Source organism: Agrobacterium sp. CFBP 3001, assembly GCF_027871605.1.
GTDB classification, from domain to species: domain Bacteria; phylum Pseudomonadota; class Alphaproteobacteria; order Rhizobiales; family Rhizobiaceae; genus Agrobacterium; species Agrobacterium leguminum.
This window is the reverse complement of the sequence record NZ_JAQAHD010000005.1, coordinates 116,656-142,920: the sequence shown is the minus strand read 5'-3', so window position 1 is coordinate 142,920 and position 26,265 is coordinate 116,656. Positions and strand designations below refer to the sequence as shown.

Sequence of the window (26,265 nt, the reverse complement as noted above, 5' to 3'; positions counted from 1 at the left end):
ATACGTTAGGTGAGGAAGAGATGAGCGCGGTTTCCGTCCCCGGACTTGAAGTTCAACTGGACGAGGCGAGGCGCAACGTCTTCCTCCTCACCATCGCGCAGGCGATCATGGGATCGGCTGCGCCCTTAAGCTTTTCGGTCGGCGCACTTGCCGGCTATCAGCTGCTCGGCGCGGATAAGTCGCTGGCGACCGCGCCTCTCACCGGCTTCAATATCGGCGTTGCGCTCGGCGCGATCTGCGTGGCGGCCGCATCCCGCTTTCTCGGCCGCAAGGCAGGCTTCATGGTCGGCGCGCTGATGTGCTCCATCGGCGGCGGCATTGCCGCAGTGGCGCTCTTCCGTTCGGATTTCTGGCTGTTTGCCCTCGGCCTGCTGCTGATCGGCATTTCCGGCGGTTTTACACAAAAAATCCGTTTCGCCGCAGCCGACGCCTCTCCATCCTTTTACAAGCCTAAGGCGATCTCCTGGATTTTGGCCGGCGGCATCATTTCCGCCATTGTCGGGCCGCAACTCGCCATCTTCGGCAAGGATCTGCTTGCGCCGGTCACCTTTGCCGGCGCTTTTCTGGCGCTCGTTCCGCTCGGTCTCGTTTCGATCGCCATTCTGGCGTTTCTGAAATTGCCCGACCCCAAGGCGGCCGCCGCCCATGTCGAATCGGTAAGGCCGCTGTCGGAAATCGTCCGCACGCAGCGTTTCGTCACCGGCATGATCTGCGGCATCGGTTCCTATGCCTTGATGACTTTCATGATGACCGGCGCACCGCTCGCCATGGTCGTCGGCTGCGGTTTCCCCACCGAACTCGCCACGCTCGGCATCCAGTGGCACGTGCTCGCCATGTTCGGCCCGAGCTTCTTCACCGGCATGCTGATTTCCCGATTCGGTGCGGAAAAAATCGTTGCGGCGGGCCTTATTGTGCTGATGGCTTGTGCCATCGTTGCCCATATGGGCATAGAGCTGTGGAATTTCTGGGCGGCGCTCATCCTGCTCGGCCTCGGCTGGAATTTCGGCTTCATCGGCGCAACCGCCATCATCACCTCCAGTTACCGCCCGCATGAGGCGGACAAGGTGCAGGGTTTCCACGATATTGTGCTGTTTGGCACCGTGGCGCTGTCATCCTTCTCTTCCGGCAAGGTATTTACGGCCTGGGGCTGGTCGGTGATGAACCTCGTCATCTGGCCGGTTGCCGGGCTTTGCCTCCTGCTTGTCCTGTCGCTCGTCCTGACAAGCCGCAAAAAAGCAGCCTGAGTCGCGCGCCGCACTCTACTCCTTTCAAGTTTCAGGCAAATTTGTGGGCTTGACGCGGCACCTCGCGCCAACGCAATCTCCGCTCCGAGGACATTTTTCCTTGGGAGGGGAACAAATGCCCAAGACGGGATTTGGGACAGGCCGTCCGCATCTCCCTGCACAAGGTTTCGCCACGCCGGGGAGGGAGTGAGACCCGGCCTTTTGGGAGGTAAGTGCGCATGACCGTAATACCCATAGTAATTTTATGCGGTGTCCTGTCCGTCGTTTACGCGGTATGGGCCACCAAGAGCGTTCTCGATGCCGATCAGGGCAACGAGCGTATGCGTGAAATAGCAGGTTTTATCCGTGAAGGTGCGCAGGCTTATCTCACCCGTCAATATCTCACCATCGCCATCGTCGGACTGATAGTCGCCATTCTGGCCTGGTATCTTCTGTCATCCATGGCAGCCATCGGCTTCCTCGTCGGCGCGGTGCTTTCAGGCGTCGCCGGCTTCGTCGGCATGCATGTCTCCGTGCGCGCCAACCTGCGCACCGCGCAGGCCGCCTCGCACAGCCTTTCCGCCGGTCTCGATATCGCTTTCAAGTCGGGCGCCATCACCGGCATGCTGGTGGCGGGCCTCGCGCTGCTCGGCGTCTCCATCTATTATTTCATCCTCACCTCGGTGATGGGCCATCCGGCCGGCTCGCGTGAGGTGATCGATGCGCTGGTGTCGCTGGGCTTCGGCGCATCGCTGATCTCCATCTTCGCCCGCCTCGGCGGCGGCATCTTCACCAAGGGTGCGGATGTCGGCGGCGATCTCGTGGGCAAGGTGGAGGCCGGCATTCCCGAGGACGACCCGCGCAACCCCGCAACCATTGCCGACAATGTCGGCGACAATGTCGGCGATTGCGCCGGCATGGCGGCTGACCTCTTCGAGACCTATGCCGTCTCTGTCGTCGCGACCATGGTTCTCGCCGCGATATTCTTTGCCGGAACGCCGATACTGGAAAGCGCCATGGTCTATCCGCTGGCGATCTGCGGCGCCTGCATCCTGACCTCGATTGCCGGCACCTTCTTCGTGAAGCTCGGCACCAACAATTCCATCATGGGCGCACTCTACAAGGGCCTCATCGCCACCGGCGTCTTCTCGGTTGCGGGTCTTGCTGTTGCCACTCATTCCACGGTCGGCTGGGGAGTGGTAGGCACGGTGGCCGGCATGGAAATCACCGGCACCAATCTCTTCTTCTGCGGATTGGTCGGCCTCGTCGTGACGGCGCTGATTGTCGTCATCACCGAATATTATACCGGCACCAACAAGCGGCCGGTCAACTCCATCGCCCAGGCGTCTGTCACCGGTCATGGCACCAATGTCATCCAGGGCCTTGCGGTCTCGCTGGAATCGACGGCGCTGCCAGCCATCGTCATCGTCGGCGGCATCATCGGCACCTACCAGCTCGGCGGCCTGTTCGGCACCGGCATCGCGGTCACTGCCATGCTCGGCCTTGCCGGCATGATCGTGGCGCTCGACGCCTTCGGCCCGGTCACGGACAATGCCGGCGGTATCGCCGAAATGGCCGGTCTCGATCCTGACGTTCGCAAGGCGACCGATGCGCTGGACGCCGTCGGCAACACCACCAAGGCCGTCACCAAGGGGTATGCCATCGGTTCGGCCGGTCTCGGCGCACTGGTGCTGTTCGCCGCCTATGCCAATGACCTCTCCTATTTCGCCGCCAATGGCGATACCTATCCCTACTTCAAGGACATTGGCGAGATTTCCTTCAGCCTCGCCAATCCTTACGTGGTTGCCGGCCTGCTGTTCGGCGGCCTCATCCCCTATCTCTTCGGCGGCATCGCCATGACGGCGGTGGGCAAGGCGGCAAGCTCGATTGTCGAGGAAGTGCGCCGCCAGTTCCGCGAAAAGCCCGGCATCATGGCCGGAACGGAAAAGCCTGATTATGGCAAGGCCGTGGATCTGCTGACACGGGCGGCGATCAAGGAAATGGTCATCCCGTCGCTCCTGCCGGTTCTGGCGCCGCTCGTCGTTTATTTCGGCGTGCTGGCCATTTCCGGCTCCAAGGCGTCGGCCTTCGCGGCACTTGGCGCATCGCTGCTTGGCGTCATCATCAACGGCCTCTTCGTGGCGATTTCCATGACCTCCGGTGGCGGCGCATGGGACAATGCCAAGAAGAGCTTCGAAGACGGTTTCATCGATAAGGACGGCGTGCGCCACGTCAAGGGTTCGGACGCCCACAAGGCGTCGGTGACGGGCGATACGGTCGGCGATCCCTATAAGGATACCGCCGGTCCCGCCGTCAACCCGGCGATCAAGATCACCAATATCGTCGCGCTGTTGCTGCTTGCGGTTCTTGCCCACTGAGGGCTTAGGTTCCGACAAATGAAAAAGGCCCGGGGAGCGATCCCCGGGCCTTTGAATTTTTCGTTTCTTCTTCCGATCAGGGGGTGTTGTTGCCCTGACCCAGAATGCTCTTGGCGATATTGGCGCCCGAGGTGCCGCCTGAGAGCAACTGCTGCAGGAAGGTGAGGTCCTTGCCGCCCGTCGGCGTGGTGCGCGAAATCGTGTCGAAGACCTTGCCGTCCTGCAGCGTATAGTTGGCCTTGCGCTCGATCACGCCGTCCTTGTTGAAGTAGATCGCGAGAATGTTCTGCTCGACCAGCGCCGGCTTCATGAAGGCCGCGCGGCGCACGCGCTTCTGCGAGATGTAATAGAAAACCTCGTTGCCGAAGGTCGCGGTGGTGGAGGGCGTGCCCATGGTCAGCAGAACCTGCTCGCGGCTCGAACCTTCCGGGATCAGCTGAAGCGACTGCTCGTCCATGACGTAGCCGTTATGGAACACATCGGTCGTGCTGCTGCAGGCGGAAAGCAGGCCGGATGCGAGCACGATTGCGATGGCGGTCTTGCTCAGAACATTGCCGTGACTTGCGGATTTCTGCTTGCTCAACTGCTTTTCCCCGACTGCGATCATGAATGGCACCTTCCGGCATTGCGTGGTGCACAGTGTCTGTGCACATGATTGTGTCAATCCGGGGACGGAAAATCCCGGTCACTCCCCAAATTCAATGCTTTCCCGGTCTTTTGGAACTCCTCCGGTTCTCTTCGACTGTTTCAGGCGAAAGACGAACGTGACCGCGACAGCATTGCAATTCGTGGATGCTTCGGTAAACCAGCTTTGACGATCATGCAACAAGTGCGATGGGCGGTAAGCGAATTCACCCGTCCCGTTCGGAAAAAAAACGATGATATTCGGGCTGTTCAAGAAGAAAAACAACAATCGCGCCATTGTCGACCGGCAATATGCGACTTTGACCGCCGCTGCCCGCACGCCCGCTTTCTATCTCGATCTCGGTGTTCCCGATACGGTCATGGGCCGCTTCGAGATGCTGTCGGTCATCATGATTCTCTATTTCCGCCGCACCAAATCCTCCGATGTCAGCGGGCAGGAAATTGCCCAGGAGATCGTCGACGCCTTTTTTCAGGACCTCGATCATTCCATCCGCGAACTGGGAATCGGCGATCAGGGCGTGCCGAAGCGCATGAAGAAATTCGCCGGCATGTTTTATGGGCGGCTCGAATCCTATGCGGCGGCGCTGGATGCTTCCGACCGCGTTGCCCTTGCCGCGGCGCTCCGGCGCAATATATATCCGCAGGTAGATGAGAAGGCGCCCGATATGGAGGGGCTGGCAGCCTGGATGATGGACGCATCCACGCAACTTGCCGCCCAGTCCGAAGACACAATAGCAACCGGAAGCCTGACGCTGCCCTTGCCTGGACGATGAGGTTCACGATGAACGCGCGACACCCTGCAAATGACGACCTGCCTTTTTCCTATCCCGTAAAGGTAGGCCATATTTCCGCCAATCCGGTCAGGATTGGTCTCGAAGCCAGTGCCGAGGAACTGAAGGCGCTGGCGAAATTCTGGAATGTGGTTTCCGTCGAATATCTGAAGGCGGAGCTGCAGGTTTCCCGCTGGAAGAAGGATGGCGTGAAGATCAAGGGCGAAGTGCATGCGGCGGTAACGCAATCCTGCGTCGTCACGCTGGAGCCGGTCTCGAGCAAGATCGATGAGACCGTCGAGCAGATTTTCGTTCCGGAAGGTTCGAAACTGGCGCGGATGGTGACCAATGAGGAAGGCGAGATCGTGCTCGACCCCGACGGCCCGGATATTCCCGACCAGTTCACCGGCGACAGCATTGATGTCGGCGCGGTGGTTGCCGAATTTGCGGCACTCGCGATCGATCCCTATCCGCGCAAAGCGGATGCGGAATTTCCCGAAACGGCCGACAGGGAGCCTGAGGAAGAGAAGCGTCCATCGCCTTTTGCCGTGCTCAAAGATTGGAAAAAAGACTGAATGGCCCCGTTGGGCTGAAATAATTTTATTGTAACGAAGGCCGGAAAAGGTATTTTCGCGCAAAACCGCTGATTGGCGGGAAGAAGGATAAGGGACGAGTGATCAGAATTGCAATTGACGTCATGGGTGGCGATTTCGGCCCAGATGTTGCCATACCCGGTGCCGCCAAGGCGCTTGAACGGCACAACGATGTAACTTTTCTGCTCTACGGGCAGAAGAGCAAATGCGACCCCATTCTGGCACAATATCCCGCACTTCGGGAAAAGTCGGTCTTTCACGATTGTGAAGTCTCGGTCAGCATGGACGAGAAGCCGAGCCAGGCGCTGCGCCGTGGCCGCTACGTTTCCAGCATGTGGCGCGCCATCGAAGCCGTGAAGCTCGGCGAGGCGGATGTCGCCGTTTCCGCCGGCAATACCGGCGCGCTGATGGCCATGGCGAAATTCTGTTTGCGCACCATGGCGCGGGTGGAACGCCCGGCAATCGCCGGCATCTGGCCGACGCTGAAGGGCGAAAGCATCGTGCTCGACATCGGCGCGACCATCGGCGCCGATTCCCAGCAGCTGCTGGATTTCGCCCTGATGGGTGGCGCCATGGCCCGTGCGCTCTTCGATATCGACCGTCCGACCGTCGGCCTGCTCAATGTCGGCGTCGAGGAGGTCAAGGGTCAGGAAGAGGTTCGCGAGGCCGGACGGCTGATCCGCGAGGCCGATCTCGCCACCATCGATTATCGCGGTTTCGTCGAAGGCGACGATATCGGCAAGGGCACGGTGGACGTGGTGGTGACCGAAGGTTTCACCGGCAACATCGCGCTCAAGGCCGCCGAAGGCACCGCCCGCCAGATCACCACGCTGCTGCGTGAGGCGATCTCCCGCAGCTTCTTCGCCAAGATCGGTTATATTCTGGCGAAAAGCGCCTTCGACGTACTCAGGGAAAAGATGGACCCGCGCAAGGTCAATGGCGGCGTGTTTCTGGGCCTGAACGGCATTGTCATCAAGAGCCATGGCGGCACGGATGCCATTGGTTTTGCCTCCGCCGTCGATGTCGGCTACGACATGGTCCACAACGGCCTGACGGCCAAGATTGAAAATGATCTGAAGATTTACCACGCAAGACGGCTTCCGCCCCCGGCGCCCGAAGCTCTCGTGGCTGACGAGGAATAAGGGAATGATCCGCTCTATAGTCCGTGGTTTCGGGGCAGCGCTTCCGAAGCGTGTCATGACCAACAGCGAAATTGAAGGGGTCGTCGAGACTTCCGACGAATGGATCGTGCAGCGCACGGGCATCAAGCAGCGCTATATCGCCGGCGAAGGTGAAACCACCGCGTCTCTCGGCGAAGCTGCGGCGCGCGCCGCGCTCGATAATGCCGGCCTGACGCCCGACGATATCGACCTCATCATTCTGGCCACCTCGACCCCGGATAACACCTTTCCGGCAACGGCAGTGAACATCCAGAACCGTCTTGGCATGACCCATGGTTTCGCTTTCGACATGCAGGCCGTCTGCTCCGGTTTCGTTTATGCCGTATCGACCGCCGATCTCTATATTCGCGGCGGCATGGCCAAGCGCGTTCTGGTGATCGGTTCCGAAACCTTCTCGCGCATCCTCGACTGGAAGGACCGTACCACCTGCGTTCTCTTCGGCGACGGAGCCGGCGCGCTGGTTCTGGAGGCCGGCGAAGGCGAGGGCACTTCTGCCGATCGCGGCATTCTGACGGCGCAGCTCCGCTCCGACGGCTCGCACAAGGAAAAGCTTTATGTCGATGGCGGGCCTTCCACCACCGGCACGGTCGGCCATCTGCGCATGGAAGGCCGGGAAGTGTTCAAGCACGCCGTCGGCATGATCACCGACGTCATCGAACAGGCCTTCGAAGCGACGGGCACGACGTCCGACGATCTCGACTGGCTGGTTCCGCATCAGGCCAACAAGCGCATCATCGACGGCTCTGCAAAGAAGCTCAACATCGATCCGGAAAAGGTCGTGATTACCGTCGATCAGCACGGCAATACCTCGGCCGCCTCCATTCCGCTGGCGCTCGCCGTTGCCGCCGGTGACGGACGCATCAAGAAGGGCGATCTGGTCATGCTGGAGGCCATGGGCGGCGGCTTCACCTGGGGCGCGGTGCTGCTGCGCTGGTAAAGGCCTGATTTCCGCATTTGCCGGGGCGCTGGCGCGAAATCGGTTGTGATTTTCGCGCTCACGCCCCGATCGGAAGCGCCGGAGCGGCCGGAGCCTGTGTCAAAACCGTATCACTCGCTCTAAGCCCTTGCACTGATTGCCGAAAGCCTCAAATGAATCTGGAACAATCCCTTGACCGGTCGCCACAAGGGAAATAATCTCGGCGGCTCCTAGAGAAGAGTTCAGACACGGTTTGTGGGGAAAAATGGCCGGGAAGACAGTGACACGCGCAGATCTTGCAGAATCTGTGTTTCGTAAAGTCGGGCTGTCCCGCACCGAATCCGCCGAACTGGTCGAAACGATCATTGACGAAATATGCAACGCGATCACCCGCGGCGAAGTCGTCAAGCTTTCTTCCTTCGCGACATTCCAGATCCGGGAAAAGAACGAGCGTATCGGCCGCAACCCGAAGACGGGTGAGGAAGTTCCGATTTCCCCACGTCGCGTCATGACCTTCAAGGCCTCGAACGTGCTGAAGCAGCGCATCTTGAAGGCCCATACGGCCCGCAAGGCCAAGCAGAAGGGCCAGAAGGCCGGGGCGTAATCCCTCTCGCAAGGTCTAAGCAGCACGGCTTTTTTGCCGTATCGCAAGCCTTTTTCCCCATTCTTCTTGTGAACATACTTGAATTTCAACGTGCAAGCCGTTGAAATCCGGTCGACTCACATCATAATCAATTTTAGTGATTTGTATCTCGCCGCAACGGCGTCGGCGCGGGGTCGTAACCGACTTTGCGCGGTGTTTGACCGGCGGGAGAAAAGCGTTCTCGTTCAGTGTCCGGCCGGATGCATGGCGCTCCGGTTCGGATGGGAGTGGAAATTTGGATAAAAGCCCCGACGCGTTTCGGACGATCAGTGAAGTGGCAGATGAGCTGAACCTGCCGCAGCATGTGCTGCGTTTCTGGGAAACACGCTTTCCGCAGATCAAGCCGATGAAACGGGGCGGGGGCCGCCGTTATTACCGTCCTGACGATATCGATCTCCTGAAGGGCATTCGTCACCTTCTTTATGACCATGGTTACACCATCAAGGGCGTACAGAAGCTGCTGAAAGCCAATGGCAACCGCTTCGTGGCGGCCATCGCCTCCGGTGATCTCGCGACCATGGAAGCCATCATGGCGGCGAGCGGTGAAAAGGAAGTCGCCGAACCGCGTGTCGTCGATACCGATGGGGACGAGGTCGTCGGCCGTCCGAAGGCCAAGCCAAGCGGCCGTTTTTTCGGCTTCGGCGGTGGCGGCGGCGATGCGGAAATATCGGTCGGCAAGTCGAGCATCGGCAAGGATGATCAGGCGCTTTTGCAGGAAGCCCTGTTCGATCTCCTCGAATGCAAGCGCCTTCTCGATCAGGTTCGCTGAGGGTTTATCCACAGCTCATTTCCGTGCTTTCCATTCGGGAAATCGAGAAAACAAGGGGTTAGGTCGTTTTCCCGATTCTCCGAAAAACGAAAACACCCGGCAATGCCAACCTTTCGGAAACTCCTTTGCCCGATAATGCGGCTCCGTAAGAAGGAGTCCGATCGTGAGCAATCGAAAATCGACAGCACGACGCCGCACGGCGAAGAAATCGGGTGGCGGCAGCGTTTGGCCCTGGGTGCTGATGCTGGGCGTCGTTGCCGGCGGTATTCAGGCTTACGAACATCGCGACAGTCTTTTGCCGCAGCGGCATGTTGCAAAGGCGACATCTCCGGCCACGAGTTCTTCGAAAGTAGCGACGGCGGCCAAGCGCGATTCCGTCACGCCGGAGAAAGTGGCGTCCATTCGCCCCGCATCGCCGGCTCTGCCCGGCAACGGCCCGGTGCCGCCGCGCCCGATCGCCATGCCATCCGCCTCGCAGCCGAGCCAGGTTGCCGCTATCCTGCCGGAAACGCGCCCTTCGGTCGAAAAAATCTCGCTCGGTGAAAAAAGCGGTACTTTTGCCTTTTGCGGTCGTTCCGGCCTCAACAATTGCGTGGCTGATGGTAACACGTTCTGGATGAAGGGTGTGAAGATGCAGATCGCCGGCATCGACGTTCCGCAAATCGACCGAGCGCGCTGTATGGAAGAACGCCAGCGTGGTTTCATTGCAAAGGTCAGGCTTCGCGATATGCTGAACGCCGGCGCCTTCGATGTGGCGTCGTCCACTGCTGCAGACGGACAAGCCACGGAACGCAAACGGCTTTCGCGTTCGGGCGTATCCTTCGCCGATCAGCTAATACGGGAGGGGCTGGCGCATCCGATCTCCGCAAAAAATCAGTCCTGGTGTGGCTAAGGCCCCGTTGACCGAAACCGCCCGGCCTGTGTAGATGAGGCTCCGTCGCGTTTGGGATCGGCCGTTGGGCCGACTGCCGTGGAGACGACGGATTTTTACAGCGCTTGCCTGCAAGGTGTAAGGCGCGGTAATGCGGACGTGGCGAAATCGGTAGACGCAGCAGACTTAAAATCTGCCGACCATTGGTCTTGCGGGTTCAAGTCCCGCCGTCCGCACCACCTCTCATCCTTACTTCTTATCCAGACCTTGGGCCATTTCCAGGTGGTGTTGCAGTGCCGGCAGGGTTTTTGCCGCCCATGCCTTTAGCTCGACATTTTCGCCGCCGTCAGCGTATCGTTTGAAAAGATCCACCGCATCCTCGTGCGCATCGACCTGATCATCGACGTATTCCTCGTTGAATTCCGCGCCGTTGAGTTTGGCCAGATCGTCGATTTCTTCCTTGTGATCGTCAGTCAGAGCGGTCGTGGGCGTTCCCGTTACTTTGTCGCCGGAGAGAAGAGCCTTTAAGTCCGCGCTGGTCTTTTCATGTTCGGTGATCATCTGCTGCGCGAAAGCCTTGATAGCCTCATCGCCTTTGGTCAGTGCAAGCTTGCTCGATTCGATTTCAAAGAGATCGCTTGCGGAAACCTGCAGGATGAAGTCTTCGGTTTTGGGCGCAACGCCGAGCGCGGAATTAACGCCCGTGGACTCCGTTGCGGACTGTGCCATGGCGGTGCTGGCGACCAGCGCGAGCGCTAACGAGAAAATGGTGTTCTTCATCAATCTGCCTCCTGATGGTTAGAGGCATTTCCAACCGAGGTGCGGAAGGATTGTTCCCGCATGGCGCTAAAGAAACCTTCCGTCGCAGCCGTTTCTCTTTGGAATACTTCCATTTTTCCATCATTGCGGGCAGGAAAACGCCCGTTCACGTGCACTGCATCGTCACCTGAAAATCATCAAAAAGAACCTATTGACCTTGCCACGATGGGAAGCCCTATCTTTTTTTTAACACAAGAAAAGAGGGGTCATACGCATGTCACAAATGGAGATCCGGGCGAGTCATCAGATTGCGATCGATGGCATGACATGCGCCTCCTGTGTCGGCCGCGTTGAAAAGGCGATTGCCAAGGTCCCGGGCGTTCTGAAAGCTTCGGTCAATCTGGCAACGGAACGTGCCGACATTTCCTTTTCCGGGCCGCCGGATGTGCCGGCCGTTATCGAGGCGGTGCGGCAGGCCGGTTACAGCGTCGAAGAGAAAACCATCGAACTCGATATTGAGGGCATGACCTGCGCCTCCTGCGTCGGACGTGTCGAAAAGGCGTTGAAGGCCGTTTCCGGTGTTTCCGGTGCAAGCGTCAATCTCGCGACGGAACGCGCCACCGTCCGCGTCGCCGGCAACGCCGCCTCTGCGGCCAATCTGGCGGACGCCATCCAGCGGGCGGGCTATAAGGCGAACGAGGTTGTTGCCGACAAAGCCAGAGATGGAGAGCAGGACAAGCGCGAGGCGGAACTGCGCAGCCTCAAAATCAGCCTCGCCGTCGCCGTTGTTCTGACGCTACCCGTTTTCGTGCTGGAAATGGGGTCGCATCTGGTGCCTGCCATCCATGATTTCGTGATGGAAACGGTCGGCATGCAGGAAAGCTGGTATCTGCAATTTGCGCTGACGACGCTGGTTCTGTTCGGGCCCGGCCTGCGCTTCTTCAAAAAGGGCATACCCGCACTTCTGCGGTTGGCGCCGGACATGAATTCGCTCGTCGTGCTGGGCACCGCCGCTGCCTGGGGATTTTCGGTTGTCGCAACCTTCATGCCCAAAGTCCTGCCGAGCGGCACGGCCAATGTCTATTACGAGGCGGCGGCGGTCATCGTCACGCTCATCCTTCTCGGACGTTTTCTGGAAGCGCGCGCCAAAGGCCGCACCAGCGAGGCTATAAAGCGGCTGGTCGGCCTGCAGGCCAAGTCCGCCCGCATGCTGCGCGATGGCGAAACCATCGATGTGCCGTTGCAGGATGTGCGCACCGGCGATGTGATCGTGGTTCGGCCCGGCGAGAAAGTGCCGGTCGACGGGCTGGTCCTCAGCGGCTCTTCTTATGTCGATGAATCGATGATCACGGGCGAACCGGTGCCGGTCACCAAGGCGGCGGGTTCCGAAGTCGTCGGCGGCACGGTCAACCGTAACGGTTCTTTCACCTTCCGCGCCACCAAGGTCGGCGCCGATACGCTGATCGCTCAAATCATCCGCATGGTCGAGGAGGCGCAGGCCGACAAACTGCCCATCCAGGCGCTGGTGGACAAGGTAACCAACTGGTTCGTGCCGGCGGTGATGCTGGCAGCGCTCGCCACCTTCATCATCTGGTTCATGTTCGGGCCCGATCCGGCCTTGACCTTTGCGCTCGTCAATGCGGTTGCGGTGCTCATAATCGCCTGTCCCTGCGCCATGGGCCTTGCCACGCCGACCTCGATCATGGTCGGCACCGGCCGCGCTGCCGAAATGGGCGTGCTGTTCCGCCGGGGCGATGCGCTCCAGACGCTCCGGGATGCCGATGTGATCGCCGTCGACAAGACCGGCACCCTGACGCTCGGCAAACCGAAACTGGTGCATTTTACCACGACAGAGGGCTTCGATGCGGATGAGGTGTTGCGCCTCGTCGCCTCGCTGGAGAACCATTCCGAACATCCGATTGCCGAAGCGATCGTCGAGGCTGCGAAACATGGCGGCCTGACGCTTGCCGATGCGGAAGGCTTCGAGGCGACCCCCGGATTTGGTGTTGCAGCCATGGTCGACGGCCGCAGGGTGGAAGCGGGCGCGGACCGGTTCATGACCAAACTCGGTTACGATGTCGCGATGTTCGCAGACGATGCCGAGCGGCTGGGCAGGGAAGGGCAGTCGCCGCTTTATGCCGCCGTTGATGGCAGGCTGGCCGCGATCATCGCGGTCGCCGATCCGGTCAAGCAGACGACCCCGGAGGCGATTGCGGCGCTGCATGCGCTCGGCCTCAAGGTCACGATGATCACGGGTGACAATCGCCGCACCGCTGAAGCCATCGCCCGTCGGCTCGGCATTGACGAGGTGGTGGCGGAAGTTCTGCCCGACGGCAAGGTGGAGGCCGTCAAGAGGCTTGCTGCCGGCGGGCGACGTGTCGCCTTTGTCGGCGATGGCATCAACGATGCGCCGGCGCTGGCCGCCGCTGATGTCGGCCTTGCCATCGGCACGGGCACGGATGTCGCCATTGAAAGCGCCGATGTGGTGCTGATGTCCGGCGATTTGCGCGGCGTCGCCAACGCCATCGCGCTCTCCAAGGCCACGATCCGCAATATCGGCCAGAATCTGTTCTGGGCCTTTGCTTACAATGCCGCTCTCGTTCCCGTGGCGGCCGGAATATTGTATCCTGTCAACGGCGTTCTGCTGTCGCCTGTCCTTGCCGCCGGAGCCATGGCGCTTTCCAGCGTCTTCGTATTGACGAACGCGCTGCGCCTGAAAAGCTTCCGCGCGCCGCTGGTGGACAGATCGTCCGGCATGCAGCTCGCAGCGGCCGAATAGGAGGCGGACATGATGACGCCCGGCAACACAATCTATCTGCCGCAGATCGGACGCAGCATCATGGCGGCGCAGGGTGAGACCGTGCTTCAGGCCGCACTGGCCGCAGGGGTTACTTATCCGCATGGTTGTCGCATGGGCCGCTGCGGCGCCTGCAAGTCGCATCTCATTTCCGGCGAAATCGATCTCCTCAAGCATACGCCCTTCTCCTTGACCGAAGAGGAAAAAGCCGATGGCCTGACGCTTGCCTGCCGGGCCGTGCCGTTGAGCGACATGACCATCAGCTGGCTCGACGGGGCGGATGAGATCGCCGATATTCCGACCGGCCGCTTTAAGGGCGTGGTTGCGGAAGTGGTGGATGCCACGCACGATATCAAGCTCATCCGCATCCGGCTTGACGATCGCGGGCAGTTTACCTTCAAACCCGGACAATATGTGCGCCTGCTTTATCCCGACTGTTCGCCGCGCGATTATTCCATTGCCAGCAGGGTGGATGAGGAACTGATTGAATTCCACATCCGGCATGTTCCCGGCGGCATGACGAGCGGCCGCATCTTCTCGCTCGCAAGCGCGGGTGACCCCGTCACGATAGTCGGGCCTTTCGGCTCTTCGTTCCTGCGGGAAAAACATTGCGGGCCGATCCTCGGCATTGCTGGCGGTTCGGGGCTCGCTCCGGTCAAGGCAGTTGTCGAGGCGGCGCTCGCAACAGGCCGCGAACGACCGGTTCATGTCTATTTCGGCGCGCGCGCCGAGCGTGATCTCTATATGCTCGACCGCTTCGGCGATCTTGCCGCCCGGCATGGCAATCTGAGTTTCGTTCCGGTTCTCTCGCATGAGGAACATGCCGATATCCGGTGCGGTTATGTCGGTGCGGCCGTGGCGGATGATTTCGACGATCTCGATGGCTGGAAAGCCTATATTGCAGGCCCGCCGGCCATGATCGAGGCGACGGTGCCACAGCTTCTGGCGCGCGGCATGCGCACCGCCGACATTCATGCAGACGTGTTTTTCACCCCGGAAAGATAGGAGCAGGATCGATGAATATTGGCACAGCCGCCACCGCATCCGGTGTTTCTGCGAAGATGATCAGGCATTACGAGACAATCGGCCTGATCAAATCGGCAAACCGCACGGAGTCCGGATACAGGGTCTATACGGCCAATGATCTGGAAACGCTGCGTTTCATCCGGCGCGGACGCGATCTCGGTTTTTCCATCGAAAAGATCAGGCAGCTGATGACGCTCTGGCGCGATCCGGGCGGCGCCTCATGCGATGTCAAACGCATCGTCATGGAACATGTCGTCGATCTGGAAGCGAAGATGCATACGCTTCGCGAGATGGCCGACACGCTGCGAAATCTCGCAAACTATTGCCCTGACAACGGAGAGCCGGATTGCCCGATCATTCATGATCTCGCCCATGCCGAGGATATCGATTTTACGACCGTGGCCATCGTGCCCAAGCGCACCGGAATGCTGAAGGGCACTTCCGGGCCGGTGATGGATCGACAGCGCCCGGTGAAATAAGCGGCCGTTTTCCTTTGGGAAACGGGCGTGGATTGCAGTGCAGACGCCAATTGTGGTGAAGGAGACCAAGCCATGTGGATACAGATAATACAGCGCTTCCTTATTCTGTGCCTGATGCTGGCGATCGTGTCCGTCATCGCGTTTCTTCTGCCCTATATGGCGGGCGGCGATCCGGCCCGCACCATTCTCATGTCGCGCATGCGCGATACGGCGCTCGATCCGCATGCGGTCGAGGCGCTCAGGGTCAGCCTCGGACTGGACCGCCCGCTCTATGTGCAATATTTCGCCTGGTTGTCGGGCGCGCTGCGGGGCGATCTCGGATTTTCCTTCACCAGCAGCCAGCCGGTCGCCGCCGAGCTTTTGCGGTCGCTCTGGGTGTCGGTGACGCTGGCGCTGACGGCGCTGGCGGTCGCGGTGGCCATCGCCCTGCCGCTCGGCACCCTGGCGGCGATGCGTCCCGGCGGTCGGCTGGACAATTTCGCGACGCTGATGATCCAGACCTTCGTTGCAACGCCCGAATACTGGTTTGCGCCCATGTCGGCGCTGGTCTTCGCGCTCTATCTCGGCTGGTTACCCTCGGCCGGGTGGGATAGCTGGCGTTCGCTGGTGCTTCCCGCACTGACCCTGACGCTGCGGCCGCTCGCCTATTTCACCCAGGTGACGCGCGCGGCAATGGCCGAGGTTCTGCGCGCGCCCTATATCACGGCGGCCCGCAGCCGCGGTCTCGGTATGCATGGCACGGTTATGCGCCACGGTATCCGCAACGGCTCGCTGCCGGTGGTCACCTTCTTCGCCCTGTGGCTTGCCGGCCTGCTTGGCGGATCGGTGGTCGTGGAGGTGATCTTCGCCATTCCCGGCATGGGCCGGCTTCTCTACGACGCCGTGGTCAATCGCGACATTCCGATGCTGCAGGGCGGTTTCATCTGCATCGTGGCGCTCTCCATCCTGATCAATACCCTCGCCGACAGCTTTTATGTCCTGATCAATCCAGCAATGCGAGCTCACCATGACCATTAGCCACTTCCCGAGCGCGTCTGCCGCCGCCATGCCGATGACCACCCCCAAGCGCCCTTCGAACCTCGCCCGCTTCACGGATTTCATCCGCCGCCGGCACTGGACCTTCTATGCGGGATCGGCGATTTTTCTCGTCATCATCCTCTTGCTGGTGATCGCGCCGTGGATTTCGCCCTATGATCCGGCAAAGCAGAGCCTTCGGCTCAGGCTGAATGCGCCGAGCGCTGCCTATTGGCTTGGGACGGACCATCTCGGGCGCGATGTCTTGAGCCGGCTGTTGATCGGCGGCCGCTTCACGGTCACGATTGCCGCCATCACCGTCATTCTGTCGGTGGTGATCGGAACCTTCATCGGCATCATCAGCGGCCGCAGCCGCGGCATCCTCGACGAAGTGCTGATGCGCATCGTGGACCTGCTCATCGCCATACCGGACGTGGTGATCGCGATTTTTCTCGTCGCCATCTTCGGTCCGGGATATGGCACGCTGATCGCATCGCTGACCATCGTTGGCTGGACACCTTTTGCGCGGCTGGCGCGGGGGCTGACACTGTCGATCAATTCCCGCGAATATATCCGCGCGGCAGAGGTGCTCGGCTGCACACGGCGCTTCATCATCTTCCGGCATATCATTCCCAACACGATCTGGCCCATCGCGGCCGTGGCGTTCCTGCGCTTTGGCCACAAGCTGATCACGGTGGGCGGATTGTCGTTTCTGGGCCTCGGCGTACAGCCGCCTGCGGCCGACTGGGCGCTGATGCTGGCCGATGCGCAGGCTTATGCGGAACGGATGCCCGTTCTCGTCATCGCACCGGGTCTGGCGATTTTCCTGGCGGCGCTCAGCGTGACGTGGATCGGCCATGGCCTGAACCTGGAAACGAAGAAAACCGACGGTCATTGACACCTGCCAACGGGCAATGGTCGATTTGACGATTGTCAAACATAGATGACGCAACGGAACCGGAAGGAGAGTAATATCGTCTGAAGCCGCATGAAGAATACGCAATGCCTCCGATTCAATAAAAATAAGGGGAACTCTTATGAATATCGAAGGACAAACGCTTGCCAATACGGCCATGTCCCCTGAATGCGCACCGCTTCTGGAGATAGAGGACCTGCACGTTTCAGTGCCGGCGCAAAACGGCCGCAAGTTTGTTATTTCGGGCCTGACGCTTTCCGTCAACGCCGGAGAAGTCGTCGCTCTCGTCGGCGAATCCGGGTCGGGCAAGAGCATGACGGCGCTGTCACTGATGCGGCTTTTGCCGCAGGGCGCGGAAATCAATTCCGGCCGCATTTCCTTTGCCGGTCGCGATATTCTCGCTCTTTCATCCTCCGAACTCGATGCGCTGCGCGGCGCAGATATCAGCATGCTGTTCCAGCAGCCGCAGGCCATGCTCGACCCGACCAGCCGGGTGAGGACGCAGGTGGCCGAGCCGCTCTGGATCCACCGTAAAATGAGCCGGCACGCCGCACTTAACCGGGTCGTCGGCCTTCTGTCGGATGTCGGCATTCCCGATCCATCGGCGCGGGCGCAGTGCTTCGCGCACGAGCTTTCCGGCGGCATGGCGCAACGTGTGATGATTGCGGCCGCACTCTCCGGCAATCCGCAGCTTCTGATCGCCGACGAACCGACGACGGCACTTGATGTCACCGTTCAGGCACAAATCCTGCGCCTGCTCGATGACGAACGCCGCAAGCGCCGGCTTGCCACGCTGCTCATCACCCACGATCTCTCGGTCGTCGCCGCCTTCGCTGACCGGATCGCGGTCATGTATGCCGGCCGCATCGTCGAGGAGGGGCCGACCCAGGCGATCCTCAAGGCGCCACAGCATCCCTATACCAAGGCGCTCATCAGCTGTTCGCTTTTGACCACCGACAGCGAGGGGCAGTTGCTGACGATCCCGGGCTCCAGTGCGCAGGCCCATGACATGTCCTGCGGCTGCCGGTTTCATCCGCGCTGCGCGCTTGCCAATTCGGCAGGCATGAGCGGCCGCTGCATGGCCTCGGAACCGGATCTGAATGCCTTGCCCGAAGGGCGCAAGGCGCGGTGCTGGGCGGTCGGCCACGACCATGCCAGCCACGATCATGCCGGTCACACGGTCTGCTGAGGGAGGGCGACGATGCTAGCGACAGCGACGACACAGACCCCGCCATCGGCGGAAAACAGCAAGCGGCCATTCGTGGTCGCGAAGAACCTTTGCAAATATTATCCCATATCGGGTCTCGGTCACCGTGTGGTGAAATCCGTCGACGATGTTTCCCTGACGATCGGCGAGGGGGAAGTGCTTGGTCTCGTCGGTGAATCCGGATGCGGCAAAAGCACGGTTGCCGGGCTGATTACGCGGCTGACCCACGCAACGAAAGGTGAGGTCAGCATCGGGCAGAACGATATGCTGCACATGCAGGGTGAGGCGCTCCGGCGTATGCGCCGGGTCGTGCAACTTGTGTTTCAGGACCCTTATTCCGCACTCGATCCCCGCATGCGTATCGGCCAGAGCATGGAAGCGCCGCTTGCCCAGCATGGCATCGGCACGCGCGAGGAGCGCACGGCCCGGGTTTTCCGGATGCTGGAAGAGGTCGGCCTCGACGGCTCTTTTTACGATCGGTATCCGAGCCAGTGTTCCGGCGGCCAGTTGCAGCGCGTCGTCATCGGCCGCGCGCTGCTTCTCAATCCGAGCTTCCTTGTCTGCGACGAACCGACATCGGCGCTCGACGCCTCAATGCGCACGCAGATCCTGAACCTTCTGATGGACATGAAGCGCCGTCACGGTTTGACGGTTCTGATGATTTCCCACGATCTGCGCGTAGTGCGTTATCTCTGCGATCGCATCGCGGTGATGTATCTCGGACGTGTCGTTGAAATCGCCGACCGGGAGGAGCTTTTCAGGGCGCCGAAGCACCCCTATACCAAGGCTCTCATAGCATCGTCGATGCTCGACGAGACGGGGTTATATGCACCGGAGATGCTTCTGGACGGCGATCTGCCGAGCCCTCTCAATCCTCCCAACGGCTGCAAATTCCATACCCGCTGCAAATATGCGACCGATATATGCGGCGAGGTGGAACCCGTTCTGGAAGGCGTTTCCGGCGAGCATTTCGCGCGCTGCCATCGCTGGCGGGAATGGGGCTGACGGACAACGCAGTTACAGTTTTCTGTTGCCGTAAAAACAGATGAATTGTGTGTTTACGGATTAATATCGGAATAAAATTCCGAGTACAAAACGTAAAATAGATAATATTCGAATGGATAATCGAGAGATATCCATAGGGTATTCTTATTGCCTTTGTAATGATTGAGTGAAATTTCGTGAAAATATACGAATTGTGAGCGTTGTCATCAAAAATAAAAGGGGAATATTCTATGATGAAGCACGCACTTTTGGCGTCATGCGCCATTGTGGTTTCGTTTGGAACGCATGCGGCAGAGGCCGCCACGATTACCTACGACGATAATTTCGGTGTGAAGACCGGCTGGCAGCTGGCTTCCGACGACGCCTATCTCGGCTCGCGTGCGGGTTGTTTCGAAAGCCTGGTGCGTGTCGGTTATGACATGAAGCTGGAGCCAAGCCTCGCCGAGTCCTGGACGCAGATTGATCCCAAGGTGTGGGAATTCAAGCTGCGCAAGGGCGTCAAGTTCCAGAACGGCGAACCGCTCGATGCCAAGGCCGCGGTCAATGCACTCAGTAATCTCCTAAAAGCACCCGTGCCCGCCCGTGCCTTCTCTCCGAAGCTGATTGCCGCCGTCGAAGCTGGCGGCGATGATGTGGTGAAGATCACGACGATCGAACCCTCCGTGCTGCTGCCGGCGCAGATGGCAAGCCCTGCTACCTCGATCCTCGCTCCATCCGCCTACAAGGACGGTAAGGTCGATCCCATCGGAACCTGCACCGGACCTTTCAAGATCACCGAGGTCGATCCCAGCCAGCATATGGTTCTGACGGCCAATCACGATTATTGGGGCGGCATGCCGAAACTTTCCGGCGGCCGTGTCAATTTCGTGCCCGATGCCGACACACGCGCCACCCAGGTTCGAACCGGGGAAGCGCAGGTTTCCCGGCTCGTGCCGTCATGGACGGTCAAGACCATCGAATCCACCGATGGCGTCAAGGTCGCGCCAATCCCGTCGCCGCGTATCACCGAGTTGCTGCTGAATAATTCAAAGCCGCCTTTCAACAATATCAAGGTGCGTCAGGCGATCCAGGCCGCCATCGATACGGGTGGTATCGCCGAGAGTATCTATGAAGGCGTAGTCAAGGGCGCGACCATGCCTTTCGCGGCCGGCGAACCGTGGGCTGCAAAGGAAACCAAACCCGCGTATGACGTGGAAAAAGCCAAGGACCTTCTGAAAGAGGCCGGCGTTGCACCCGGCAGCCTTAAGGTGACGCTCCTTGCCTATACCGCAAAGACCGAACTCAAGGACGTCGCGGCGATCATCCAGGCGCAGTTGCAGGAAATCGGAATCAAGGTCGATGTCCGCGTTGCCGATTACAGCGCCATCGAGCCCGACATGCTCGCCGGCAACTTCGACATGGCGCTGCTGTCTCGCGGTTACGCCACCGATGTCGCCGAACCGGCCGGTTTCCTGAATGCCGACTATACCTGCGGCGGCGGCTACAATATCTCGCATTATTGCAATGCGGAGACGGACAAGCTGATCAAATCCGCCTATTCGGCGGGCGAACCCACCAAGCGTTATGCCATTTACGGCGAAGCGGCGAAGAAGATTTATGACGAAGCCGTCTCCGTCTTCCTCATCCACGAAACCGTGTTCGATGCCTATTCGGAAAAGCTCGAAAACTACAAGCCGCATCCGCTGAACTATTTTGTCATGACCAAGGATCTGGCGACAAAATAAATTAGTGTGATGGTGCTGATTGAGAGGGGCCCGGCTCGCAAGAGCCGGGTCTTTTTTGTGATAAGGTCCTTGCACCTCTCCTCCGTCATTCCGGCCCTGAGCCGGAATCCAGCCAGCCCAAGTCCTTGGGCTGAAAAGAGGATTCCTGCCGTACAGACGCACGTCGGCTTGATTTCGGCTCAAGGCCGGTGTGACGGCATGTGGATGATTGGCTTCATTAAACTGGGAAAAACCTCCTCCGTCATCCCTGATTGAAAGGGAGAGGGCGTTCGCCATCCGGGAGGAAAGAGGGACGGATGCCGTCCAAAACCCGTCACATAATGCAGCGTGAAGCGGGGCAGATGGGGCGATCCGGCGGCCGCAGCGGTGAAGCGCCGCCGGTATCTCTTCGGATCAGGCGCGTGCTTCCGGCGTATAGCCTGCAGCGGTGATGATTTCGGCAATACGTGCTGCATCGGAGACGCCGCCAACCACAACCGTGCGGCTTGCCGGATCGGCATGCACGGCAGCGCCGGGAACGGTCTTTTCGATCGCGCCCTTGATCACTCCGGCGCAGTGACCGCAGGTCATGTCTTCAACGTGAAAAGAAAGGTCTGCATCAACCGGTGCCGTGGTGGTTTCGGCGTGATGCTGGTGAGCGGTGCACATAGGCGGTTCTCCATGGTTTGGAATTCTAACAGGAGGAGCCTGGACTATTCCAACGTGGGAAGGTCAAGCGCTTTATTCGCCGGCGCTCAACAAGTATGCCTCGACATCAGCTGCGCCAGAAGATCGGCATCAGCAGCACCAGAACCGTCAGGATTTCCAGACGTCCGAGCAGCATCAGGACCGAGAGGAGATAAAGCGCGGGATCGCTGATGGTGGAGAAATTGCCCGCCGGGCCGATGATCGGGCCGATGCCGGGTCCGACATTGGCGAGCGAGGTCGCAACGGCCGAGGTGGCGGTCAGGAAATCGTAACCCATAAGGCTCATGGCAAGGCTGCCGGCGATCCACAGCGCGATGAAGCAGCTGACGAACAGGAAGATTGTCCGGATCGTATCGGGATCGACCACCTGCTGGCCGTAACGCACCGAATAGACCGCGTTCGGATAGATCAGCTTCTTCAGCCCGGCGCGCACCACGTTGAACATGATGAGAAAACGATAGGCCTTGATACCGCCCGCCGTCGAGCCGGAACAGCCGCCCATGAAGGTGGCGAAAAAGGCAACGACGACGACGAAAGGCCCCCAGAGCGTATAATCGTCGCTGGCAAAGCCGCCGGTCGAAAGGATCGAGGTCATATTGAAGAAGGAATGGCTGAGCGCGTCATCCAGCGGCACACCGTTCCTGAAATGATGGTAGACTCCAACCGCAATCGAGATCGCACAGAGATAACCGAGGAAAACGGCGATCTGCGGGTCGCGCAGCGTTTCCAGCCGGCGGCGCACCGCAAGCAGGATCATGACCGAGAAGGGCAGGCTGCCGAAGATCAGAAAGATGGTGGCGATCCACAGCAGCGCCGTATTGTTGAAATAGGCAAAAGACGCGTCATGGGTGGAAAAACCGCCGGTCGCGACCGTCGACATGGCATGGTTCAGCGCATCGAAATGCGACATGCCGGCAAAATCGTAAGCGATGGTACAGGCAAGCGTCATGATGATGTATATGGCCACAAAAGCCCGGGTGAAGCTCGCCAGCCGCGCAAAAGGCCGGTCGTTGCCGGTATCGGAAGATTCCATGCGGAAGAAGGTCATGCCGCCGACACGCAGCAGCGGCAGGATGAAGAGGCCCAGCGCCACGATACCGATACCGCCAAGCCAGCACAGCAGCGAACGCCACAGAAGGATGCCCTGCGGCGCGTTGTCGAGACCGGCAATGGCTGTAGACCCCGTCGTCGTAATCGCGGAAACGGATTCGAACAGCGCCTGGCCGAGCGTCAGGTTGAGTTCGGACAGGTAAAGCGGAACCGCGCCGACAATGGAAAACACCAGCCAGAGCAGGTTGACGAGCAGAAAGCCGAAACGTTTGTTGAAGGCCGCAATCGGACCGCGCGTCGCCAGCGCGCAGGCAAGCGCAAAGCCCCCGCACATGAAACCCGACAGCGCAAACACCATCCAGTCGTCATTGCCGTAATAAAGATCGGTGAGCGCCGGCAGGAACATGGCCGTCGCCATGTAAAGCCCGAAGATGGACGCCACATATATGACCGAGCGCAGAAGGTTGCTGTTCAAGAAATGAAACCCGGAGTTTGTTGCCGCGCTGAAATGAGTCTTTGTCTCGGACGTCTTCCTATGGCATAGCGGGTGCCATTATGAATTTCAATGGATTGACTATCGTGGACAAGCAGCTTGTGGAAGCAGCGCGGCGAGAAGTGCGGGAAATATTCCCGGAAACGCCGTTGCAGTTGAATGAACATCTCAGCCGTCGATATGGCGCGTCGATTTGGCTGAAGCGTGAGGATCTGTCCCCGGTTCGTTCCTACAAGATTAGAGGCGCATTCAACTTCCTGCGCAAGGCGGTGGCCAAGGCCGGCAAAGGCAAGGTTTTCGTCTGCGCTTCGGCCGGAAACCATGCGCAGGGCTTTGCTTTCGCCTGCCGTCATTTCGGTGTTCAAGGCGTTGTTTTCATGCCGGTGACGACACCGCAGCAGAAGATCGAAAAGACCCGCATCTTCGGCGGCGAATTCATCAGCATCCGTCTGGTGGGCGATATATTCGACCAGTGTTATGCCGCCGCCCGCAAATATGTTGAGGACAATGACGGCTACATGGTGCCGCCCTTCGACCATGAGGACATCATCGAAGGCCAGGCGACGGTCGCCGCCGAAATCATGGATCAGCTTCCGGAAGGCACGAAGCCGGATATCGTCGTCATGCCCGTTGGCGGCGGCGGTCTTTCTGCCGGTCTATCGGGCTTTCTGGCCGGCACGGTCCGCAAGGAGAACTTCGTGTTCTGCGAGCCGGAAGGGGCGCCGAGCCTGAAGAAAAGCCTCGAACGCGGCGAACCGGTGACGCTGAACAAGGTCGATAATTTCGTCGACGGCGCCGCCGTCGCCCGCATCGGCGACCTGAACTTCAAGGCCCTGAAGGATTTTCCGGCCGAGCAGGTCATGCTCATCCCGGAAAACGCCATCTGCGTGACGATCATCGAGATGCTGAATCTCGAAGGCGTGGTGCTGGAGCCGGCCGGCGCGCTGGCAATTACCGCGCTGGAAAAGCTCGGCCGCGAGAGGCTGGAAGGCAAGACGGTCATCGCCGTCGTCTCCGGCGGCAATTTCGATTTCGAACGTCTGCCGGACGTGAAGGAACGCGCCATGCGTTATACGGGCGTGAAGAAATACTTCATTCTGCGCTTGCCGCAGCGCCCCGGCGCGCTGCGCGATTTCCTCAACCTGCTCGGCCCGGACGACGATATCGCCCGTTTCGAATATCTGAAGAAATCGGCCCGCAATTTCGGTTCGATCCTGATCGGTATCGAAACCAGCGCTAAGGAGAATTTCGCCGGCCTGCTGGAACGTTTCGAAGCCGCCGGTCTCGGTTATGAGGACATCACCGAAAACGACATCCTGTCGAACCTGATCATCTGATCGGAAGAGGCAGGGAAGGGCGGATCGTCTCCGCCCTTCAAAACTGACACAGATTGAGGGAGTGAAAGCCATGGCATCGTTTTTTTCCAAAATCCTCTCGGCCTTCGGCTCCGGCCAGCCGTCCTCCGACGCGCCGCAGAAGGTCGCCCAGGCGGAGCCGCATGCGCATGGCGACTATCTGATCTATGCGACGCCGATCAAGGAAGGCGGCCAGTTCCGCCTGGCGGGCCGCATCGAAAAAAAGGCCGGCGATGAAGTGCTGGTGCATGAATTCGTGCGCGCCGACGTCTTCACCAGCATGGACGATGCGGTTGAGTTCACGATCCGCAAGGCAAAGCTCATCATCGACCAGAACGGCGCTTCGCTTTTCCCAGGAAAATGATGACGCTTTCTTGCCTCGGATATTAAGATTCCGTTGTTTGCTTCGGCCTATCCTCCTCAAAATGTGAAGCCGCGCGCCACTGACGCCGCGCGGCGCGTATAGGTAAGGCATGCGCCGATGCAATGGGCAAATCTCGCCCTCTTTCTGACGGAAGCCGTCGTCTATTTCTCGGTAATGACGGCATTCCTTCATTACCGGCATATTCTCGGCATCGGTGTTTTTCTCACCGCGCTGGGCGTCATGCATTTTCTGGAGACCTATCTGGCGGCCGTCTTTTACGTGCAGCTGCCTTTCGGCGTGGCGTCGCCCGGCTCCTCGATCCTTTTTGCCGGCAAGCTGATGATGATCCTCATGCTCTATATGCGGGAGGACGCGGCGGTCGTTCGACAGCCGATCTACGGCCTGTTTCTCGGCAATATAGTGACCGTCATCATGGCGCAGATCATCCGTTTCCATCAGACGGTGGCGATCGTTCCCGGGCAGTCGGTCAGCACCGCATTTCTGGATGACATGGGCGTGCTGATGGTCTGGGGAACCAGCCTGCTTTATATAGACGCCATCGCCATCATCCTGTTTTACGAAAAACTGGGGCGTTATTTGCAGCGCCATATCGTACTGCGCTTTGCGATCTGCGGCGTCGTTATCCTGAGCTTCGATCAGGCGGGTTTTTATGGGGCGCTGCGATTGTTGTTCAACGCGCCTCTCGATGTCTTTTACGACGGCTGGAAGGCGAAGATGGCGGCGGTCGGCATCTATTCGCTGCTGTTTGCCACCTATCTCTGGCTGACATCGGCCAAGGGCCGCTTTCTGACACGCCGCAGCGTTGCCGATGTCTTCAACGATCTCACTTTCAGGGAACGTTACGAGGAGCTTCTGTCCCGCTCCGGACGCGATATGCTGACCGGCGTATCGGACCGCGCCCGCATGGAGCTCGATGCGCCCTCCGTCGTCGTGGAGTGCCTGGAGAAAAAGCGGCCGGTCAGCGTGCTGATTGTCGATATCGATCATTTCAAGACCGTCAACGATACGTTCGGACACCTGCAGGGCGATGATATCTTGCGGGAATTCGCCGCCGTCCTGAAGCGCGCGGTGCAGCCGCTGGGCCATCTCTACCGCTTTGGCGGTGAGGAATTCGTTGTCCTCCTGCCGGCAATGGCGCATGAAACGGCGCTGGCATTTTCGAACAATCTTCGGGCAGCGATCCTTGCGGACCTGCAGCGGCCGGACGGTTCGCCGCTGACCGTCAGTATCGGCGTCGCCACCGCTTTCGAGGATGGACAGCTTTTCCGCGCGCTCCTATCGGAGGCCGACGCACGGCTCTATGCGGCAAAAAATAACGGCCGGGATCAGGTCCACGGCCGTTACGGAATGTGGGTCGGCTGATACCGGCAACCCTGACC

Annotated in this window: 24 protein-coding genes and 1 tRNA gene; 21 read left to right on the top strand and 4 right to left on the bottom strand. The window is 59.7% G+C overall.

What is annotated here, in order from left to right:
- Positions 1–20 precede the first annotated feature (20 nt).
- Together PH605_RS09150 and PH605_RS09145 are read left to right on the top strand one after the other, a co-directional pair.
- Positions 21–1,244: an MFS transporter gene (locus PH605_RS09150; RefSeq protein ID WP_142844843.1), complete on the top strand. Its 1,224-nt coding sequence runs from the start codon at positions 21–23 to the stop codon at positions 1,242–1,244.
- Between the two features lie 218 nt (positions 1,245–1,462).
- Positions 1,463–3,601, top strand: coding sequence for a sodium-translocating pyrophosphatase (locus PH605_RS09145; protein ID WP_142844844.1), 2,139 nt, complete (start codon positions 1,463–1,465; stop codon positions 3,599–3,601).
- Positions 3,602–3,677: 76 nt separating this feature from the next.
- Here PH605_RS09145 and PH605_RS09140 read toward each other — a convergent pair whose 3' ends face one another.
- Positions 3,678–4,208 carry an outer membrane protein assembly factor BamE gene (locus tag PH605_RS09140; RefSeq protein ID WP_003520808.1) on the bottom strand — a complete coding sequence of 177 codons (531 nt, stop codon included), beginning with the start codon at positions 4,206–4,208 and terminating at the stop codon, positions 3,678–3,680.
- Between the two features lie 271 nt (positions 4,209–4,479).
- Between PH605_RS09140 and PH605_RS09135 the strand changes: the two genes are divergently transcribed.
- The 8 genes from PH605_RS09135 (at position 4,480) to PH605_RS09100 (ending at position 10,228) form a co-directional block, all read left to right on the top strand.
- Positions 4,480–5,019 carry a ubiquinol-cytochrome C chaperone family protein gene (locus tag PH605_RS09135; protein ID WP_142844845.1) on the top strand — a complete coding sequence of 180 codons (540 nt, stop codon included), beginning with the start codon at positions 4,480–4,482 and terminating at the stop codon, positions 5,017–5,019.
- An 8-nt stretch (positions 5,020–5,027) separates the two neighbouring features.
- Positions 5,028–5,591 carry a YceD family protein gene (locus PH605_RS09130; RefSeq protein ID WP_142844846.1) on the top strand — a complete coding sequence of 188 codons (564 nt, stop codon included), beginning with the start codon at positions 5,028–5,030 and terminating at the stop codon, positions 5,589–5,591.
- A 98-nt stretch (positions 5,592–5,689) separates the two neighbouring features.
- Positions 5,690–6,751: a phosphate acyltransferase PlsX gene (plsX, locus tag PH605_RS09125; protein WP_035261625.1), complete on the top strand. Its 1,062-nt coding sequence runs from the start codon at positions 5,690–5,692 to the stop codon at positions 6,749–6,751.
- A gap of 4 nt (positions 6,752–6,755) precedes the next feature.
- A complete protein-coding gene (locus tag PH605_RS09120; protein WP_059752548.1) occupies positions 6,756–7,727 on the top strand; it encodes a beta-ketoacyl-ACP synthase III in 972 nt (323 codons plus the stop codon).
- 244 nt (positions 7,728–7,971) lie between these two features.
- The gene (locus PH605_RS09115) at positions 7,972–8,310 is read left to right on the top strand and encodes an integration host factor subunit alpha (protein WP_003502236.1); all 339 of its coding nucleotides are present in this window, start codon (positions 7,972–7,974) and stop codon (positions 8,308–8,310) included.
- A 274-nt stretch (positions 8,311–8,584) separates the two neighbouring features.
- On the top strand, positions 8,585–9,118 hold the full coding sequence (locus PH605_RS09110; protein WP_003520813.1) for a MerR family transcriptional regulator: 534 nt from the start codon (positions 8,585–8,587) through the stop codon (positions 9,116–9,118).
- 163 nt (positions 9,119–9,281) lie between these two features.
- Complete coding sequence (locus PH605_RS09105; protein WP_125145913.1) at positions 9,282–10,010, top strand: nuclease; 729 nt, start codon at positions 9,282–9,284, stop codon at positions 10,008–10,010.
- Positions 10,011–10,142: 132 nt separating this feature from the next.
- Positions 10,143–10,228 (top strand) — tRNA-Leu (locus PH605_RS09100).
- Between the two features lie 10 nt (positions 10,229–10,238).
- Here PH605_RS09100 and PH605_RS09095 read toward each other — a convergent pair.
- Entirely contained in the window at positions 10,239–10,769 is a 531-nt protein-coding gene (locus PH605_RS09095) for a DUF4142 domain-containing protein (RefSeq protein ID WP_125145914.1), read from the bottom strand.
- 253 nt (positions 10,770–11,022) lie between these two features.
- Here PH605_RS09095 and PH605_RS09090 point away from each other — a divergent pair, with 253 nt between their 5' ends.
- The 8 genes from PH605_RS09090 to PH605_RS09055 all read left to right on the top strand — a co-directional run bounded on the left by PH605_RS09090 (position 11,023) and on the right by PH605_RS09055 (position 20,916).
- Positions 11,023–13,527: a heavy metal translocating P-type ATPase gene (locus PH605_RS09090; RefSeq protein ID WP_161987837.1), complete on the top strand. Its 2,505-nt coding sequence runs from the start codon at positions 11,023–11,025 to the stop codon at positions 13,525–13,527.
- Between the two features lie 12 nt (positions 13,528–13,539).
- Positions 13,540–14,550: a 2Fe-2S iron-sulfur cluster-binding protein gene (locus PH605_RS09085; RefSeq protein ID WP_142844902.1), complete on the top strand. Its 1,011-nt coding sequence runs from the start codon at positions 13,540–13,542 to the stop codon at positions 14,548–14,550.
- An 11-nt stretch (positions 14,551–14,561) separates the two neighbouring features.
- The gene (gene cueR, locus PH605_RS09080; RefSeq protein ID WP_142844848.1) at positions 14,562–15,050 is read left to right on the top strand and encodes a Cu(I)-responsive transcriptional regulator; all 489 of its coding nucleotides are present in this window, start codon (positions 14,562–14,564) and stop codon (positions 15,048–15,050) included.
- A 72-nt stretch (positions 15,051–15,122) separates the two neighbouring features.
- Positions 15,123–16,067, top strand: coding sequence for an ABC transporter permease (locus PH605_RS09075; RefSeq protein WP_142844849.1), 945 nt, complete (start codon positions 15,123–15,125; stop codon positions 16,065–16,067).
- Positions 16,057–16,962 carry an ABC transporter permease gene (locus PH605_RS09070; RefSeq protein ID WP_142844850.1) on the top strand — a complete coding sequence of 302 codons (906 nt, stop codon included), beginning with the start codon at positions 16,057–16,059 and terminating at the stop codon, positions 16,960–16,962. The genes PH605_RS09075 and PH605_RS09070 overlap by 11 nt, the downstream gene beginning before the upstream one ends.
- A 139-nt stretch (positions 16,963–17,101) precedes the next feature.
- Positions 17,102–18,169 (top strand): ABC transporter ATP-binding protein, encoded by a 1,068-nt coding sequence (locus tag PH605_RS09065; RefSeq protein ID WP_142844851.1) that lies wholly within the window; start codon positions 17,102–17,104, stop codon positions 18,167–18,169.
- Between the two features lie 12 nt (positions 18,170–18,181).
- Entirely contained in the window at positions 18,182–19,192 is a 1,011-nt protein-coding gene (locus PH605_RS09060) for an ABC transporter ATP-binding protein (protein WP_065654031.1), read from the top strand.
- 230 nt (positions 19,193–19,422) lie between these two features.
- A complete protein-coding gene (locus tag PH605_RS09055) occupies positions 19,423–20,916 on the top strand; it encodes an ABC transporter substrate-binding protein (RefSeq protein WP_142844852.1) in 1,494 nt (497 codons plus the stop codon).
- A gap of 393 nt (positions 20,917–21,309) precedes the next feature.
- Here PH605_RS09055 and PH605_RS09050 read toward each other — a convergent pair whose 3' ends face one another.
- Complete coding sequence (locus PH605_RS09050; protein ID WP_003521591.1) at positions 21,310–21,564, bottom strand: heavy-metal-associated domain-containing protein; 255 nt, start codon at positions 21,562–21,564, stop codon at positions 21,310–21,312.
- A 106-nt stretch (positions 21,565–21,670) separates the two neighbouring features.
- Positions 21,671–23,128, bottom strand: coding sequence for a TrkH family potassium uptake protein (locus tag PH605_RS09045; protein ID WP_065654029.1), 1,458 nt, complete (start codon positions 23,126–23,128; stop codon positions 21,671–21,673).
- 80 nt (positions 23,129–23,208) lie between these two features.
- On the opposite strand from PH605_RS09045, the gene ilvA reads away from it, so the two are divergent.
- The 3 genes from ilvA to PH605_RS09030 all read left to right on the top strand — a co-directional run bounded on the left by ilvA (position 23,209) and on the right by PH605_RS09030 (position 26,248).
- Complete coding sequence (ilvA, locus tag PH605_RS09040) at positions 23,209–24,483, top strand: threonine ammonia-lyase (RefSeq protein WP_065654028.1); 1,275 nt, start codon at positions 23,209–23,211, stop codon at positions 24,481–24,483.
- A gap of 70 nt (positions 24,484–24,553) precedes the next feature.
- The gene (locus PH605_RS09035; RefSeq protein WP_065654027.1) at positions 24,554–24,865 is read left to right on the top strand and encodes an HlyU family transcriptional regulator; all 312 of its coding nucleotides are present in this window, start codon (positions 24,554–24,556) and stop codon (positions 24,863–24,865) included.
- 117 nt (positions 24,866–24,982) lie between these two features.
- The gene (locus PH605_RS09030; protein WP_065654026.1) at positions 24,983–26,248 is read left to right on the top strand and encodes a GGDEF domain-containing protein; all 1,266 of its coding nucleotides are present in this window, start codon (positions 24,983–24,985) and stop codon (positions 26,246–26,248) included.
- Positions 26,249–26,265 lie beyond the last annotated feature (17 nt).